Consider the following 16,940-nt stretch of genomic DNA (forward strand, 5'->3'; position numbering starts at 1 on the left):
CTTTCCGCGGGAATAGCTGATAGTAAGTTTAGCTGTTCTGTCATATTTGCCGTGACGAAAGCGGAGTAAATCGCAAAAGGGTGAAAGCGGCGGCGCAATGAGTAGAAATCCGCTCTGCCGGGGCGTGAAATGTTGTTGAGGAAGAGCCTTATGGGTATGCTATGCGGATCTAAATGTATGCGAACCCGTCATACTTCAAGTCGCAGGTGCGTTGGCTGCACGTGTTCACGCCATCGCTTACTTCGTTAAGCGCGAGTGTATTCACACCTTTGCCGCCTTCCTGTGACGCGAACTATTCAGGGTTAACGATTTTCATAAAGGACCACAGGCAGCCATGCAAGAGCAATACCGCCCGGAAGAGATAGAATCCCGCGTCCAACAGCACTGGGACGAAAACGAAACCTTTAAAGTGACCGAGCAGGAAGGCAAAGAGAAATACTACTGCCTTTCTATGCTGCCCTATCCTTCTGGCCGCCTACACATGGGCCACGTGCGTAACTACACCATCGGCGATGTGATTGCGCGCTATCAGCGCATGCTGGGTAAAAATGTCCTGCAGCCGATTGGCTGGGATGCATTTGGTCTGCCAGCCGAAGGCGCTGCGGTAAAAAACAACACCGCGCCCGCACCATGGACTTATGACAACATCGAATACATGAAGAACCAGCTCAAACTGCTGGGCTTTGGCTATGACTGGAGCCGTGAATTGGCGACCTGCCAGCCAGAGTACTATCGCTGGGAACAGTGGTTCTTCACCAAGCTGTATGAAAAAGGCATGGTCTACAAAAAGACCTCAGCGGTGAACTGGTGCCCACATGACCAAACCGTGCTGGCTAACGAACAGGTTATCGACGGCTGCTGCTGGCGCTGTGACACCAAAGTTGAGCGCAAAGAGATCCCTCAGTGGTTCGTGAAAATCACCGCTTACGCGGAAGAGCTGCTCAACGATCTGGATAAGCTGGAAGACTGGCCTGAAACGGTCAAGACCATGCAGCGTAACTGGATTGGTCGTTCTGAAGGCGTGGAAATCACTTTCGATGTGGCGTACAGCGAAGAGAAATTAACGGTTTACACCACACGTCCGGACACCTTCCTCGGTGCGACCTACGTTGCGGTGGCAGCCGGTCACCCACTGGCGCGCCAGGCTGCGGCCAGCAACCCTGCGTTGTCTGATTTTATCGCCGAGTGCAGCACCACAAAAGTGGCTGAAGCGGATATGGCGACGATGGAGAAGAAAGGCATGGCCACCGGCCTGTTTGCTATCCATCCGCTGACGGGCGAAGAGATCCCGGTCTGGGTTGCTAACTTTGTCCTGATGGAATACGGCACCGGCGCAGTCATGGCAGTTCCAGGGCATGACCAGCGTGACTGGGAGTTCGCCACCAAGTACAACCTGAACATCAAGCCAGTGATCCTGAATCTGGATGGTTCAACGCCTGACCTGAGCGAAGCGGCGATGACCGATAAAGGCGCGCTGTTCAACTCGGGTGAGTTCAACGGTCTGGATCATCAGGCAGGCTTCAACGCCATTGCTGATGCATTGGCGGCGAAAGGCGTTGGCGTGCGTAAAGTCAACTATCGTCTGCGCGACTGGGGTGTGTCCCGTCAGCGTTACTGGGGTGCGCCAATCCCAATGGTGACACTGGAAGACGGCACGGTGATGCCAACGCCAGAAGATCAGCTGCCAGTGATTCTGCCAGAAGATGTGGTGATGGACGGTATCACCAGCCCGATCAAAGCCGATCCTGAGTGGGCGAAAACCACGGTTAACGGCCAGCCAGCGCTGCGCGAAACCGATACCTTTGACACCTTTATGGAGTCATCCTGGTATTACGCGCGTTACACCTGTGCCAACTACAACGAAGGCATGCTGGATCCTGCCGCCGCGAACTACTGGCTGCCAGTGGATCAGTATGTCGGTGGTATCGAACACGCCATCATGCACCTGATGTACTTCCGCTTCTACCACAAGCTGCTGCGTGACGCGGGCCTGGTGAACTCTGATGAGCCAGCCAAACGTCTGCTGTGTCAGGGCATGGTACTGGCCGATGCGTTCTATTACACCGGCGCGAGCGGCGAGCGTAACTGGGTTTCTCCGGTTGATGTTAGCGTTGAGCGCGATGAAAAAGGTCGTATTGTTAAGGCTGTCGACAACGCAGGCCGCGAAGTGGTTTATGCCGGCATGAGCAAGATGTCCAAGTCGAAAAACAACGGCATCGATCCACAGCTGATGGTTGAACGTTACGGTGCCGATACCGTGCGTTTGTTCATGATGTTTGCTTCACCAGCAGAAATGACGCTGGAATGGCAGGAATCTGGTGTCGAAGGTGCGAACCGCTTCCTGAAGCGCGTGTGGAAACTGGCCTACGAACACGTGGCGAAGGGTGCCACCGTGGCGCTGGACCTCAATGCACTGAACGACGATCAGAAAGCGCTGCGTCGCGATCTGCACAAAACCATCGCCAAGGTGGCCGATGACGTGGGTCGTCGCCAGACGTTCAACACTGCTATCGCTGCCATCATGGAGTTGATGAACAAGCTGACTCGTGCCCCGCAGGAAAGCGAGCAGGATCGCGCACTGATGCAGGAAGCGCTGGTGGCGGTCGTTCGTCTGCTCTATCCGTTCACGCCGCACGCCAGCTATGTGCTGTGGCAGGCGCTGGGTGGAGAAGGTAACGTAGATGAAGCCAGCTGGCCGGTTGCGGATGAATCCGCGATGGTAGAAGATTCACTGCTGGTCGTTGTACAGGTGAATGGCAAAGTGCGCGGCAAGATTACCGTTGCGCCGGATGCTACGCAGGAGCAGGTTCAGGCGCGTGCTGCGCAGGAGCACATTGTGGCGAAATATCTGGAAGGCGTCACACTTCGTAAAGTGATTTATGTCCCTGGCAAACTGCTTAACCTGGTCGTAGGTTAAGTTCAGGAGGAACTGTGCGACAACTGATTATCAGGCTGTTTGTCCTGCTTGCGGTGATGATCACCGCAGGCTGTGGTTTTCACCCGCGCGGCACCACCATGGTGCCGAACGAGATGAAAACGCTGATCGTCCAGAGTGGCGACCCGTATGGCCCAATGGCGCGCACCGTGCGCCAACAGCTGCGTATCAACGATGTCACCATTGTTGATGACAGCAAACAGGCCAGTGCCAAATACCCGACTCTGCGCTTAGGCGCAGAGGTGCAGGGACGTGATACCGCGTCAGTGTTTATCAGCGGCACCACTGCTGAGTATTCACTAGTGATGACAGTGACCGCGCAGGTTCTGATCCCGGGCAAAGGCATCTACCCGATCAGCACCACCGTGTACCGTTCTTTCTTCGACAACCCGAATGCCGCACTGGCGAAGGATGCCGAGCAAGACATGATCGTGCAGGAGATGCGTCAGCGTGCCGCCGAGCAACTGGTGCGTAAACTGTTAACGGTTCATGCCGCGCAGGAAAGCAACAAAGACACGTTGCCACAGCCGGAGGTCATCGCACCAGGTGAGAATTCACCAGAAGTGTCCTCTTCGTCAGCAACCAGTCTGCAATGATCAGGATTTATCCTGAACAACTGAGCGCGCAGCTTCGTGAGGGGCTGCGCGCCTGTTATTTTCTGACCGGCAATGAACCGCTGCTGATTCAGGAAAGTGCCGACGCCATTCGCGCGGCCTCCTCTTCTCAAGGCTTTGAAGAACACTTCAGTGTCACTCTTGATGCGCAAACCGACTGGGATGCGATCTTTGCCAGCTGTCAGGCACTCAGCCTGTTCACACAACGCCAGACCTTAACGCTGCAACTGCCAGAAAACGGTGCCAATGCAGCGATGGCCGAGCAACTGGTCAAACTCGCCAGCCTGCTGCACAGCGATATCCTGCTGGTGCTGCGCATGGCAAAACTGACCAAAGCGCAGGAAAACAGCGCCTGGTTTAAAGCGCTGAGCGCCCATGCCGTGCTGGTTCCCTGTCAGACGCCCGAACAAGCGCAGCTGCCGCGCTGGGTCGCGAGCCGCGCCAAAGCCATGAAGCTGAGTGTTGATGACGCGGCGATTCAACTGCTGTGCTACTGCTATGAAGGCAACCTGCTGGCGCTGGCGCAGGCGCTGGAGCGCTTGTCACTGCTGTGGCCGGATGGCAAGCTCACTCTGCCCCGGGTAGAGGACGCGGTGAATGACGCAGCACACTTCACCCCATTCCACTGGGTGGATGCCCTGCTGGCGGGAAAAAGCAAACGTGCCCTGCATATTCTGCATCAGCTGGAAAAAGAGGATGCTGAAGGGGTGATTTTGCTGCGTTCTTTGCAACGTGATTTATTGACGCTGCTGCATTTGCAACGCAATCAGGGTAAACAGGGTCTGCGAGCGCTGATGGATCAACAACGCATCTGGCAGAACCGCCGCGCGCTGTTTACCGATGCGCTGCAACGCCTTGATGCACGTCGTCTGCAACGCGCTGTGCATCTGCTCGCCGAACTGGAGCTGACCATGAAGCAGGATTACGGTCAAAACCTCTGGCCGCAGCTTGAAACCTTGTCGCTGCTGCTGTGTCACCGCGATTTTCCCCTAAGCTTTACAGATGTCTAAACTTTACGCGCTGTTTGGCGGCACCTTCGATCCTATCCACTTTGGCCACCTGCGCCCGGTGGAAGCGCTGGCACAACAGGTAGGGCTCAAAAAGGTCACGCTGCTGCCCAACAACGTGCCACCGCATCGGCCACAGCCTGAAGCCAGTGCCCGGCAGCGCGTGGAAATGCTGCGCTGCGCGATTGCGACCCGCCCCCTGTTTGATATTGATACGCGCGAGCTGGAACGGGATACGCCGTCATGGACGGTCGCAACGCTTGAAGCACTCCGTGCGGAACGCGGCGCAGAACAGCCCCTCGGGTTTATCATCGGACAAGATTCTCTGCTAACGTTAGCCAAATGGCATCGCTGGCAGGATCTCCTCTCTCTGTGCCATCTGTTGGTGTGCCAGCGACCGGGCTATGCGACGCAGATGGAAACTTCTGAGATGCAGCAGTGGCTGGATGCGCATCGTGCACAGCACGCAGAACAGTTGCATCATGCACCGGCAGGCCGTATCTGGCTGGCTGATACGCCGCTGTTCGACATCTCCGCCACGGAAATACGCCAGCGTCGTCACCTGGGTCAATCTTGCACCGATCTGCTGCCCGATGCGATTATCGACTACATCGATCGCGCTGGCTTATATCGCGGTTGATCGTTGCGTGCTATACTGCGCCGCTTCATTTTAGGCTATGTTTTCCGGGCATTCAGCCTTCTCGTAATCACCTGTTTTTAAGGGGAACCTTTTGCAAGGTAAAGCACTCCAAGATTTCGTTATTGATAAGATTGACGATATTAAAGGCCAGGACATCATTGCTGTGGATGTTCAGGGCAAATCGAGCATCACCGATTGCATGATCATCTGCACCGGCACGTCGACGCGTCATGTGGTTTCGATCGCCGATCACGTGGTTCAGGAATCCCGTGCCGCGGGTTTAAAACCGCTGGGCGTGGACGGTAAAGCTGCCGCTGATTGGGTCGTCGTTGATCTTGGCGAAGTGATCGTACACGTGATGCAGGAAGAGAGCCGCCAGCTGTATGAGCTGGAAAAGCTCTGGAGCTAAGCCTTGAAACTGCAGCTTGTGGCCGTCGGCACCAAAATGCCTGACTGGGTTCAGACCGGTTTCATGGAGTATCTGCGCCGCTTCCCCAAGGATATGCCGTTTGAACTGACCGAAGTGCCCGCGGGTAAACGCGGCAAGAACGCGGACATCAAGCGTATCCTGGAAAAAGAGGGTGAAGCGATGTTAGCGGCCGTCGGCAAAGGCAATCGCATCGTCACGCTGGATATTCCAGGGCAGCCGTGGGAAACCCCACAGCTGGCGCAACAGCTTGAGCGCTGGAAACAAGATGGCCGCGATGTCAGCTTGTTGATTGGCGGCCCGGAAGGACTGGCGCCGGCCTGTAAAGCCGCTGCCGAGCAAAGCTGGTCACTGTCCACGTTGACGTTGCCTCACCCGCTGGTGCGTGTGCTGGTAGCCGAAAGCCTGTATCGTGCCTGGAGCATCACCACGAATCATCCTTATCACCGTGAATAAACGCCTGACAACCTCCAGACAATAAACGCAGCGGATGAAATTACAGAGCAACGCCTTTCGCGATTACACTGCCGAACAGAAACTCTTTGTCCGCCGGGCTTTGGTGGCTTTTGTTGGCATTTTCCTGCTCTCCAGCGTGCTGGTGGTCAACCTCTATCATCTGCAAATTCTGCGTTTTGACGATTACAGCACCCGTTCCAATGAGAACCGCATCAAGCTGGTGCCGGTTGCGCCCAGCCGCGGCATCATCTTTGATCGCAACGGCGTCCCGCTGGCGCTGAACCGCACCATTTACCAGGCTGAACTGGTGCCCGAAAAAGTCGATGACCTGAAGCAGACGCTGCAGGATCTGCGCCCGGTGCTGGATCTGACGGACGACGATCTCGACGCCTTTGAAAAAGAGCGTAAGCGCTCACGTCGTTTCACCTCCATTCCGATTAAAATCGCACTCAACGAAGTGCAGGTGGCGCGCTTTGCCGTCAATCAGTACCGCTTCCCCGGTGTGGAAGTGAAAGGTTATCAGCGCCGCTATTATCCCTACGGTCAGACGCTGACGCATGTGGTGGGCTACGTCTCTAAAATTAACGATCGTGACGTTAAACGCCTCGATGATGAAGGTAAATGGCCTAACTATGCCGCAACGCATGATATCGGCAAGCTCGGTATCGAAAACTATTACGAAGATGTGCTGCATGGCAAAACCGGCTATGAAGAGGTTGAAGTTAACAACCGTGGCCGGGTGATCCGTCAGTTGCATGAGCAATCTCCACAGGCCGGCCGTGATATCTACCTGACCGTTGACCTGAAACTGCAGCAGTATATCGAAACCTTGTTGACCGGCAGCCGCGCCGCCGTCGTGGTCAGCGATCCACGCACCGGTGAAATTCTGGCGCTGGTGTCCACACCCAGCTACGACCCCAATCTATTTGTTGATGGCATCTCCAGCAAGGATTACAAAGCCCTGCTGAGCGATGAGAACCGTCCGCTGTATAACCGCGCGTTACAGGCATCCTACCCGCCAGCTTCAACGGTGAAACCTTATGTTGCCGTCTCTGCGCTGAGTGCAGGGGTGATTAACCGCAATACCAGCCTGTTTGACCCCGGCTGGTGGCAATTGCCCGGTTCGGAAAAGCGCTACCGCGACTGGAAAAAATGGGGACACGGCCGTCTGAATGTCACCAAATCGCTGGAAGAATCTGCCGATACCTTCTTCTATCAGGTCGCCTACGATATGGGCATCGATCGCCTGTCTGAGTGGATGACCAAATTTGGCTATGGCCATCGCACCGGTATTGATTTGCCGCAGGAAAGTCCCGGCAACATGCCAACACGTGAGTGGAAGCTGAAGCGCTTTAAGAAGCCGTGGTATCAGGGTGACACCATTCCGGTGGGCATTGGTCAGGGTTACTGGACTGCAACGCCAGTGCAGATGAACAAAGCCATGATGATTCTCATCAATGACGGCATCATCAAAGTGCCGCATTTACTGCGCGCCACCCGTGAAGGCCAAACCATGGTGCCGTATCGTCAGCCGCCGGATGCGCCGATTGGCGATATTCACTCGGGATACTGGGAAATAGCCAAAGATGGCATGTACGGCGTGGCCAACCGCGCGAACGGGACGGCGCACAAGAGTTTTGCCGATGCACCTTACAAAATCGCTGCGAAATCCGGTACTGCGCAGGTATTCGGTCTGAAAGAGAACGAAACCTATAACGCGCACAAAATTGCTGAACGCTTGCGTGACCATAAGTTAATGACGGCATTCGCGCCTTACGATAAACCGCGCGTTGCCGTGACCATGATTCTGGAGAACGGCGGTGCCGGCCCGGCAGTGGGTACGGTGATGCGTCAGATTCTCGACCACATAATGTTAGGCGACAACAATACCGTGCTGCCTGAAGCCGCACCGACGCCGCCTGGCTACGAAGGTGAATAAAGATGTCCATGAACGATAGCCCGCAGAAAAGATCGATCTGGACGCGTATCCATATCGATCCCCTGTTTATGCTGATCATCCTTGCGCTACTGGCTTACAGCGCCATCGTCATCTGGAGCGCCAGCGGTCAGGATCCCGGCATGATGGAGCGTAAACTCGGTCAGATTGCCATGGGCGTGATCATCATGCTGGTCATGGCGCAGGTGCCGCCGCGCGTTTATGAAAGTTGGGCGCCCTATCTCTACATTGTCTGCGTGATATTACTGGTGGCGGTGGATGCCTTTGGCCATATCAGTAAAGGGGCTCAGCGCTGGCTCGATCTCGGCTTTGTGCGTTTCCAGCCCTCCGAGATAGCCAAGATTGCGGTTCCGCTGATGGTGGCGCGATTTATTAACCGCGATGTCTGTCCACCCACGCTGAAAAACACCGGTATCGCGCTGGTGCTGATCTTCATGCCGACGCTGCTGGTAGCGGCACAGCCTGACCTCGGCACCTCGATTCTGATCGCCGCATCCGGCCTGTTTGTGTTGTTCCTGTCGGGCATGAGCTGGAAGCTGATCGCCGTGGCGGTGCTACTGGTGGCGGCCTTTATTCCGGTGCTGTGGTTCTTCCTGATGCATGATTATCAGCGCGACCGCGTGATGATGCTGCTCGATCCTGAGAGTGACCCGCTCGGTGCCGGTTATCACATTATTCAGTCCAAGATTGCGATTGGATCCGGGGGTTTACGTGGCAAAGGCTGGCTGCATGGCACCCAGTCACAACTGGAGTTTTTGCCCGAACGCCACACCGACTTTATCTTTGCGGTACTGGCAGAGGAACTCGGCCTGGTCGGCGTATTAGTGTTACTGGTACTGTATCTGCTGCTGATTTTGCGCGGCCTGATTGTTGCGGCGCGCGCGCAAACCACGTTCGGTCGCGTGATGGCCGGCGGTTTGATGTTGATTTTATTCGTCTATGTTTTCGTTAACATTGGTATGGTAAGTGGTATCTTACCGGTGGTCGGTGTTCCGCTGCCGCTGGTGAGCTACGGCGGGTCAGCGTTGATCGTGTTAATGGCCGGATTTGGCATCGTGATGTCGATCCATACTCATCGAAAAATGTTATCTAAAAGCGTTTAAGAGGCTGCACATGCGTAAGGATTGGCTTGGGGTTGCACTGGCATCATTGGTACTGGCTGCCTGTTCCGCACCGGAACAGCAGAGTAATACTGCGCCACCGCAGCCGGCCTATAATGGCCCGGTGGTGGAAATTCCAGGCGTTGAACCGCGCTATGAACCCATCAATCCTTCTACCAGCCAGGATTACAGCGTTAATGGTAAAAATTATCGCGTGATCAAAGATCCTTCGAATTACAGCGAAGTCGGACTGGCCACCTGGTACGGTGCCGAAGCGCAAGGCAATCGCACGGCGATTGGCGAATCCTACGACCCGGATGCCTTAACTGCAGCACACCCAACGCTGCCATTGCCAAGTTATGTGCGCGTCACTAACCTCGCTAATGGCCGCCAGATTGTGGTGCGTGTTAATGACCGTGGCCCGTATACGCCCGGCCGCATCATTGACCTGTCTCGTGCGGCAGGCGACCGTTTGAATATCTCCAATAATTCGCGTGTGCGTGTGGATTACATCAAAGTCGCCCCGGATGGTTCCGTGTCTGGCCCGGGTACTATTGGCACCACCGTGGCGAAGCAGAGCTACGCCCTGCCCGCCCGTCCGGATCTTAACGGCGGCATGGTGATGATGGGTGGCAGCGCCAATACGACGCCAGCGCCTGCGCCGCAGGATGTCCGCGCAGTCGATAACAGTACCCTGCAGAGCAACGGTGGCCTGGGTGCCCCGGTACAGAGCAACGGCTTCCTCGGCGCACCTCAGCCTTTAGCCAACGGCGTACTGGAAGGCAGTGAACCGGCCGCCACGCCTGCGCAATCAACGTCCGCTGCACCGGCTGCGGCATCGGTTTCTGCTCCAGCCAGCACTGCACCCGTGAACCAGAGTGCGCGTACCGCCGGTGGATATGTGGTACAGGTCGGGGCAGTCAATGATGCAGCGCGCGCCCATCAATTGGCGACCAGCCTGGGTAAACGTTTTGGCGTCCCCGGCAATGTGGAAGCCAATGGCAACGTTTATCGTATTCAACTCGGCGGGTACAGCAGCCGGGCGGAAGCCGCTGCGTTACAACAGCGACTGACCACTGAAGCACAGATGAGCTCATTTATTACCACTGCCCGCCCGTAATGTTACGGGCAGTTACCTTTACTGCTGAAACTGATTTGCAAAGCAAGATGTCGCTCGATCGGGCGTTTGCTATAGTAAGGCACTTTTTTCACTCTTAGCCCACGGATGTTGTAGTCCTTAACATGAATACGCTGAAACCCTCTCGTTTTCTGAAACGCCTGACAGTGGGATCACTGGTCACCCTTTCTCTCAGCCATGCCGCCTTTGCGGATGATGTTAACCTTAAGACAATGATCCCGGGCGTCCCGGAAATCGATGCTGAAGCTTATGTGCTGATCGATGCCAACTCCGGTAAAGTCCTGGCAGAAAAGAACGCCGATGCGCGCCGCGATCCCGCCAGTCTGACCAAAATGATGACCAGCTATGTGATTGGTCAGGCGGTCAAAGCCGGCAAAATCCATAACGATGATATCGTCACCGTCGGTAAAGACGCATGGGCCACCGGTAATCCGGTGTTCAAAGGCTCGTCACTGATGTTCCTGAAGCCAGGCGATCGCGTACCGGTTTCTCAACTGACGCGCGGCATCGTGTTGCAGTCAGGGAATGATGCCTGTGTGGCGATGGCTGATTACGTTGCCGGCAGCCAGGATGCGTTTGTTAGCCTGATGAATAACTACGTTGGCGCGTTGGGTCTGAAAAACACCCACTTCCAGACCGTGCACGGCCTGGATGCAGAAGGCCAGTACAGCTCAGCGCGTGATATGGCGCTGATCGGCCAGGCATTGATTCGTGATGTGCCGGATGAATACTCGGTCTACCGTGAAAAAGAGTTCACCTTCAACAATATCAAACAGATGAACCGTAATGGTCTGCTGTGGGATACCAGCCTGAACGTGGACGGCATCAAAACCGGTCACACTGATGCGGCAGGTTACAACCTGGTGGCTTCTGCCACTGAAGGCCAGATGCGTCTGATCTCTGCGGTTATGGGCGGTCACACCTATAAAGGTCGCGAAACCGAAAGCAAAAAGCTGCTGACCTGGGGCTTCCGTTTCTTCGAGACCGTGGCACCACTAAAAGCAGGCAAAGAGTTCGCTTCTGAGCCGGTCTGGTTTGGTAACAACGATCGTGTCCAGTTGGGCGTTGAAAAAGATGCCTACCTGACCATTCCACGCGGCCGTATGAAAGACCTGAAAGCCAGCTATGTGCTGACCAATACCGAACTGCATGCGCCGCTGCAGAAAAATCAGGTTGTGGGCAGCATCAACTTCCAGCTGGATGGCAAAACCATTGAACAGCGTCCACTGGTGGTCCTGAACGAAGTGCAGGAAGGCGGCTTCTTCAGCCGTATCATTGATTACATCAAACTGATGTTCCACCACTGGTTTGGCTAAGACGCTTGAAAAATCGTCTGTCTGATACCATATAATTAGAAACCCCCGTTTCAAACGTATAGGGGAGGCTGGAAAGCCTCCCTTATCGATTTTTATGCATCACCTGTTGTAGGGGCGGCCTGCGGGCTTCTCTTCTCAATTTTAAGCACCGGAGCCAACATGAAAACCAAACTGAATGAACTGCTCGAATTCCCTACCCCCTTCACCTATAAAGTAATGGGTCTGGCGCAACCGGAGCTGGTTGATCAAGTGGTTGAAGTGGTACAGCGCCACGCCCCCGGCGACTATACCCCGGCGGTGAAACCCAGCAGCAAAGGTAACTACCATTCGGTTTCTATCACCATCACCGCAACGCATATCGAACAGGTAGAAACCCTGTATGAAGAACTGGGTAACATCGATATCGTGCGCATGGTTCTGTAATACCCACGCTGGCAAAGGCGGCTTTGCCAGCGTTATACTCAGCCCTCCACTCTTTACCGGATCTCCGCTTTGTCAGCTAACACGCTTCTTGTTCGTCAACTGGGCCAGCGCGACTGGCAACCTGTCTCCGATGCGATGCATCAGTTTACCGATCAACGTGACAGCAGCACCGCCGATGAAATCTGGCTGGTGGAACACCATCCGGTGTTTACCCAGGGCCAGGCAGGCAAAGCCGAACATCTGCTGATGCCGGGAGATATTCCGGTAGTGCAGAGCGATCGTGGTGGTCAGGTGACGTATCACGGGCCTGGGCAACAGGTGATGTACGTGCTGATTGATATTAAACGTCACAAAATCGGTGTCCGGGATCTGGTCACTGCGCTGGAGGAAACCGTGATCGCCACCCTGGCGGATTATGGTATCGCTGCGCGTGCGCGTGCCGATGCACCCGGCGTCTATATCGGCGATGACAAAGTGTGCTCGTTAGGCCTTCGTATTCGTAAAGGGTGCTCTTTCCATGGTCTGGCGTTGAATGTGGCGATGGACCTGGCGCCTTTCCTGCGCATCAATCCCTGCGGTTATGCCGGTATGCGTATGACGCAGTTAAGTGAAAAACAGCCGGGCGTCACAACCGCCGACGTACAACCCCGTTTGGTACAACATTTCGCCCGTTTGACTGGTTTCACCCAACTGGAATGGCAAAATGATGCAGCGGTCTGACCTTGACTGTCTGTGCTCATTTACAAAATTGTAACTTTAGCGCTCGCATATCGGCTGCTTATGCGCAGACGAAATGATATAATTTTTGCCATATTTTCAAATAAAGTTGAAAGCCTGGTTCTCAGTTTGAGTGAGGAAGCTTTCAAATCGCAATCCCGACCGGAACCTGCAGATTTATGAGTAAACCAATTCAGATGGAACGTGGCGTCAAGTATCGCGATGCCGACAAAATGGCGCTGATTCCGGTGAAAACCGTGATGGTCGAGCGTGAAGAGATTCTGCGTAAGCCGGAGTGGATGAAGATCAAACTGCCTGCGGATTCCAGCCGCATTCAGGGTATCAAAGCCGCCATGCGCAAAAATGGTCTGCACTCGGTGTGTGAAGAGGCCTCCTGCCCAAACCTCGCTGAATGTTTTAACCACGGCACCGCCACCTTTATGATCCTCGGTGCGATTTGTACGCGTCGTTGCCCCTTCTGCGACGTCGCCCACGGCCGTCCAAATATGCCTGACGCCAACGAACCGCTGAAACTGGCACAAACCATTGCCGATATGGCGCTGCGTTATGTGGTGATCACCTCGGTTGACCGCGACGATCTGCGCGACGGCGGGGCTCAGCACTTTGCAGATTGCATCACTGCGATTCGCGAAAAAAGCCCTACCATCAAAATTGAAACCCTGGTGCCTGACTTCCGTGGTCGTATGGATCGTGCGCTGGAAATCCTTACCGCCACACCGCCAGATGTGTTCAACCACAATATGGAAAACGTGCCGCGCGTTTATCGCCAGGTCCGTCCTGGTGCCAACTACGACTGGTCACTGAAGCTGCTGGAGCGTTTTAAAGAAGCGCATCCGGATGTGCCGACCAAATCTGGCCTCATGGTCGGATTGGGCGAAACCAATGCGGAAATCGTTGAAGTGATGCGTGATCTGCGTCGTCATGGCGTCACCATGCTTACACTCGGCCAGTATTTGCAGCCAAGCCGCCATCACCTGCCGGTACAGCGCTATGTTAGCCCGGCAGAGTTTGATGAGATGAAAGAAGAAGCCATGGCAATGGGCTTTACCCACGCGGCCTGTGGCCCGTTCGTCCGCTCTTCTTATCATGCGGATATGCAGGCTAAAGGGCTGGAAGTGAAATAATCGGTGCTGCGGGTGTGATGCCCGCACTCAGGCTGTTTTAACCTGCGCCCAAAAACAAAAACCAGACTGGAAGCAGTCTGGTTTTTTATCAACGTCATAAATATTTACACTTATTGACGTTTGAAGTCGGATTACTCTTTGTGGCTCACGCGTTCAGCCGGCGCTTCTTCAGCGGTGCTCTTGGTTGCGGTGGATTCATCGTCTTTCATGGCTTTCTTGAAGCCTTTAATGGCGGAACCCAGATCACCACCCAGTGAACGTAACTTGTTGGTACCAAACAGCAGTACAATAAGTGCACCGATGATCAGCAGTTTGGCAATGCTGAAACCTTCCATACTTTACCTTTCAACCTTAGCGAAAAACAGACATGACTATTAATGCGCAGTTTATCAGCTGTCACAACTGGAATCTGTAACAGATTACGATCAACATCCGCGCAACATTAAATAAAGCGGCTCAAAAATGCCTGCGTACGCGGGTGCTGTGGATTACCGATCACCTGCTCCGGTGTCCCCTGCTCTACCACTACGCCGCCATCCATAAACACCACCCGGTCCGCCGCCTCACGTGCAAAGCCAATCTCATGTGTCACCACGATCATGGTCAGACCGCGATCGGCCAGCGTGCGCATCGTCGCCAACACCTCCCCCACGAGTTCAGGGTCCAGCGCGGAAGTCGGCTCATCAAACAGCATCAACGCCGGTTTGATGGCTAAAGCGCGAGCAATCGCCACGCGCTGCTGCTGGCCGCCGGAAAGGTGACGTGGCCACGCATCGGCTTTGTCACTCAATCCCACCGTCGTCAGCAGTTCGCGCGCATGCTGCAACGCTTCCTGGCGAGGAAACTTATGCACACCAATGGGCGCTTCAATGATGTTCTGCAGCACCGTCATGTGTGGATAGAGGTTGAATTGCTGAAACACCATGCCGATCTTCTGACGCTGGTGAGCAATCCGCCGTGCCGACAGGCGATGCAGAATCCCACGCTTCAATTCGTAGCCAATCTGTTCTTCACCGACCATGATGGAGCCGGCATTCATATCTTCCAGATGATTGATACAGCGCAGGAAGGTCGATTTACCCGAACCTGATGGCCCAAGAATCACCACCACTTCACCCGGAAACACATCCAGATCGATCCCTTTCAATACTTCGTTATCGCCATAACTCTTCTGGACATTGCGCGCAGATACCAGCGGCTGAATCTCACTCATACATCCTCCTTCAGCTGATGTGTGGCTGCTACAGCCGTGTCTGCCCGGCGCTTGTTCACCACGGTACGTTTGGTGCCGCGTGCGTAGTAGCGCTCGATAGCGGACTGCCCAATATTCAGGATCGAAGTGATGAGCAGATACCAAATCACGGCGACCATCAGCATCGGGATAATTTCAAAGGTGCGGTTATAAACGGCCTGCACCGAGTAAAGCAGATCGCCCATGGCTATCACGCTCACCAGCGAGGTCGCTTTAATCATACTGATCAGCTGATTACCGGTCGGCGGAATGATGGATCGCATCGCCTGCGGAATAATAATGCGGCGCAGCGCACGGCTGCGGCTCATGCCAAACGCCTGAGTGGTTTCCACCTGCCCTTGATCCACCGACAACAGCCCGGCGCGGATAATCTCGGCCATGTACGCCGCTTCATTCAACGCCAGACCAGCAAACGCAGCGGTCAGCGGTGTAATCAGATCGTTGGTATTCCAGCTGGCGAAGGTGATGTCCGTCCAGGGTACGGTAATCGAAAGGGTTGGAAACAGTGTCGACAGGTTGTACCAAAAGATCAGCTGCACCAGCAGTGGCGTACCCCGGAAAAACCAGATGTAGAGCGACGAGATGCCGCTCAGCAGTTTGTTTTCCGAAAGACGCCATACCGCCAGCAACAGGCCCAGCAGCGTACCGAGGATCATGGAGACCACCGTCAGCCCGAGCGTCACCTGCAGCCCTTTCATCACTGAGCCTTCAGTAAACCACTGCAACACCACTTTCCATTCAAAATTGGGATTGGTCGCCACCAGCCAGAGAAAGTTGGCTGCGATCACCAGTACCACAATCCATGAGATCCAGCGTCCATAAGTGGGCGCACTGCGGGCGAAAGCGACATCGCGCTGTTGCACGTTGGCCTTATCCCTGGCTCGCGTATTGTGGGTGACCGGATTCATTTTGCTGTCCCCTGCGCCAGATTACGACCCGGCTGCTGCAAGATATTGCCGTCGAGTTTCCACTTTTTCATGATCGCCGCGTAGGTGCCGTTCGCGAACAGCTCTTTGTAAGCATCCAGCACCACGTTGCCCAGATCAGAACCTTTTGGTACGACCGTGCCCTGGAAAATGTCGCCAAAGCCGTTTTTCTGTCCTTTACCGGAAAGCTCCAGCTGGCCATTGGCTTGCTCAATAAAGTAGGTCAGCGGCGCCTGAGAAGAGAAGAATGCATCAGAACGCTTAGAGCGCACCGCCAGAATCGATGAAGGCTGATCGGTAAAGGATTGCACCACCACCGCAGGCTTGCCCGCTGCAACGCAGGCATCCGACTGCTTACGAATCACCTGCTCAGCTGAACCGGCTGCCATCACGGCAATACGCTTGCCGCAGGTGTCTTCCAGACCGTTAATTTTCGCCGGATTGCCCTTCTGCACGCCGAACACCACGAACTCCTGCACAAAATCGATGAAGTCGACTTTCTGCTGACGATCGGGATAGTCACCAATCGGCCCAATCGCCATCTGGTAACGGCCCGAGTTAATGCCAGCTAAAACCCCCGACAAACCGCTCACCGTGGCGTGTTCAATTTTTACGCCCAGCAATTGAGCCAAAGCATTCGTCAGGTCAGCAGAGGCGCCGTCCATCGAATGTGGACCGTTAACGATCTCGTAAGGAGGAAACGAGCCGTTGTTAACGGAAATCATTTTGCCAGCGCTTTTAATCTCTGCCGGCAGGCGGTCATGCAGTGCCTGATCAACTTTCTGCGTTGGGATAGTTTCCGCTGCCTGCACCGCGCTGACCGTCAGCCCCAGCGCCAACGCTATTACTGTTGTTAGTTTATTCATGAGCCAGTTCCCCAAAATCTA

General features: G+C 54.9%; 17 protein-coding genes. 13 read left to right on the forward strand and 4 right to left on the reverse strand.

Features of this window, described 5'->3' with window-relative positions; all coding sequences use genetic code 11:
- Positions 1-334 precede the first annotated feature (334 nt).
- From leuS to lipA, 13 genes are all read left to right on the forward strand, one after another.
- On the forward strand, positions 335-2,917 hold the full coding sequence (leuS, locus tag LH22_RS16395) for a leucine--tRNA ligase (protein WP_038648304.1): 2,583 nt from the start codon (positions 335-337) through the stop codon (positions 2,915-2,917).
- 14 nt (positions 2,918-2,931) lie between these two features.
- Entirely contained in the window at positions 2,932-3,531 is a 600-nt protein-coding gene (lptE, locus tag LH22_RS16400; RefSeq protein WP_038648307.1) for an LPS assembly lipoprotein LptE, read from the forward strand.
- Complete coding sequence (holA, locus tag LH22_RS16405) at positions 3,528-4,559, forward strand: DNA polymerase III subunit delta (protein WP_038648309.1); 1,032 nt, start codon at positions 3,528-3,530, stop codon at positions 4,557-4,559. The genes lptE and holA overlap by 4 nt, the downstream gene beginning before the upstream one ends.
- Positions 4,552-5,196, forward strand: coding sequence for a nicotinate-nucleotide adenylyltransferase (nadD, locus tag LH22_RS16410; RefSeq protein WP_038648312.1), 645 nt, complete (start codon positions 4,552-4,554; stop codon positions 5,194-5,196). The genes holA and nadD overlap by 8 nt, the downstream gene beginning before the upstream one ends.
- 91 nt (positions 5,197-5,287) lie before the next feature.
- Entirely contained in the window at positions 5,288-5,605 is a 318-nt protein-coding gene (gene rsfS, locus LH22_RS16415; RefSeq protein ID WP_038648315.1) for a ribosome silencing factor, read from the forward strand.
- Between the two features lie 3 nt (positions 5,606-5,608).
- Positions 5,609-6,079 carry a 23S rRNA (pseudouridine(1915)-N(3))-methyltransferase RlmH gene (rlmH, locus tag LH22_RS16420; protein WP_038648318.1) on the forward strand — a complete coding sequence of 157 codons (471 nt, stop codon included), beginning with the start codon at positions 5,609-5,611 and terminating at the stop codon, positions 6,077-6,079.
- Between the two features lie 34 nt (positions 6,080-6,113).
- Positions 6,114-8,018 (forward strand): peptidoglycan DD-transpeptidase MrdA, encoded by a 1,905-nt coding sequence (mrdA, locus tag LH22_RS16425; RefSeq protein WP_038648321.1) that lies wholly within the window; start codon positions 6,114-6,116, stop codon positions 8,016-8,018.
- Positions 8,019-8,026: 8 nt separating this feature from the next.
- Positions 8,027-9,139 carry a peptidoglycan glycosyltransferase MrdB gene (gene mrdB / locus LH22_RS16430; RefSeq protein ID WP_038650220.1) on the forward strand — a complete coding sequence of 371 codons (1,113 nt, stop codon included), beginning with the start codon at positions 8,027-8,029 and terminating at the stop codon, positions 9,137-9,139.
- A 10-nt stretch (positions 9,140-9,149) separates the two neighbouring features.
- Positions 9,150-10,256 (forward strand): endolytic peptidoglycan transglycosylase RlpA, encoded by a 1,107-nt coding sequence (gene rlpA, locus LH22_RS16435; protein ID WP_038648324.1) that lies wholly within the window; start codon positions 9,150-9,152, stop codon positions 10,254-10,256.
- Positions 10,257-10,378: 122 nt separating this feature from the next.
- Positions 10,379-11,590 carry a D-alanyl-D-alanine carboxypeptidase DacA gene (gene dacA, locus LH22_RS16440; RefSeq protein ID WP_038648327.1) on the forward strand — a complete coding sequence of 404 codons (1,212 nt, stop codon included), beginning with the start codon at positions 10,379-10,381 and terminating at the stop codon, positions 11,588-11,590.
- A 159-nt stretch (positions 11,591-11,749) separates the two neighbouring features.
- Complete coding sequence (ybeD, locus tag LH22_RS16445; protein ID WP_034829045.1) at positions 11,750-12,013, forward strand: DUF493 family protein YbeD; 264 nt, start codon at positions 11,750-11,752, stop codon at positions 12,011-12,013.
- Between the two features lie 69 nt (positions 12,014-12,082).
- Positions 12,083-12,733, forward strand: coding sequence for a lipoyl(octanoyl) transferase LipB (gene lipB, locus LH22_RS16450; protein ID WP_038648333.1), 651 nt, complete (start codon positions 12,083-12,085; stop codon positions 12,731-12,733).
- Positions 12,734-12,909: 176 nt separating this feature from the next.
- Entirely contained in the window at positions 12,910-13,875 is a 966-nt protein-coding gene (gene lipA, locus LH22_RS16455; protein ID WP_038648336.1) for a lipoyl synthase, read from the forward strand.
- Positions 13,876-14,006: 131 nt separating this feature from the next.
- On the opposite strand, the gene tatE is transcribed toward lipA, so the two are convergent.
- The 4 genes from tatE to LH22_RS16475 form a co-directional block, all read right to left on the reverse strand.
- Positions 14,007-14,210 (reverse strand): twin-arginine translocase subunit TatE, encoded by a 204-nt coding sequence (tatE, locus tag LH22_RS16460; RefSeq protein WP_034829040.1) that lies wholly within the window; start codon positions 14,208-14,210, stop codon positions 14,007-14,009.
- 107 nt (positions 14,211-14,317) lie between these two features.
- A complete protein-coding gene (locus LH22_RS16465) occupies positions 14,318-15,088 on the reverse strand; it encodes an amino acid ABC transporter ATP-binding protein (protein ID WP_038648340.1) in 771 nt (256 codons plus the stop codon).
- Complete coding sequence (locus LH22_RS16470; protein ID WP_038648342.1) at positions 15,085-16,035, reverse strand: amino acid ABC transporter permease; 951 nt, start codon at positions 16,033-16,035, stop codon at positions 15,085-15,087. The genes LH22_RS16465 and LH22_RS16470 overlap by 4 nt, the downstream gene beginning before the upstream one ends.
- Positions 16,032-16,919, reverse strand: coding sequence for an ABC transporter substrate-binding protein (locus LH22_RS16475; RefSeq protein ID WP_038648345.1), 888 nt, complete (start codon positions 16,917-16,919; stop codon positions 16,032-16,034). Before LH22_RS16475 ends, LH22_RS16470 begins: the two co-directional genes overlap by 4 nt.
- Positions 16,920-16,940: the final 21 nt, after the last annotated feature.

This window comes from Pantoea rwandensis (assembly GCF_000759475.1).
In the GTDB taxonomy this organism is placed as follows: Bacteria; Pseudomonadota; Gammaproteobacteria; order Enterobacterales; family Enterobacteriaceae; genus Pantoea; species Pantoea rwandensis_B.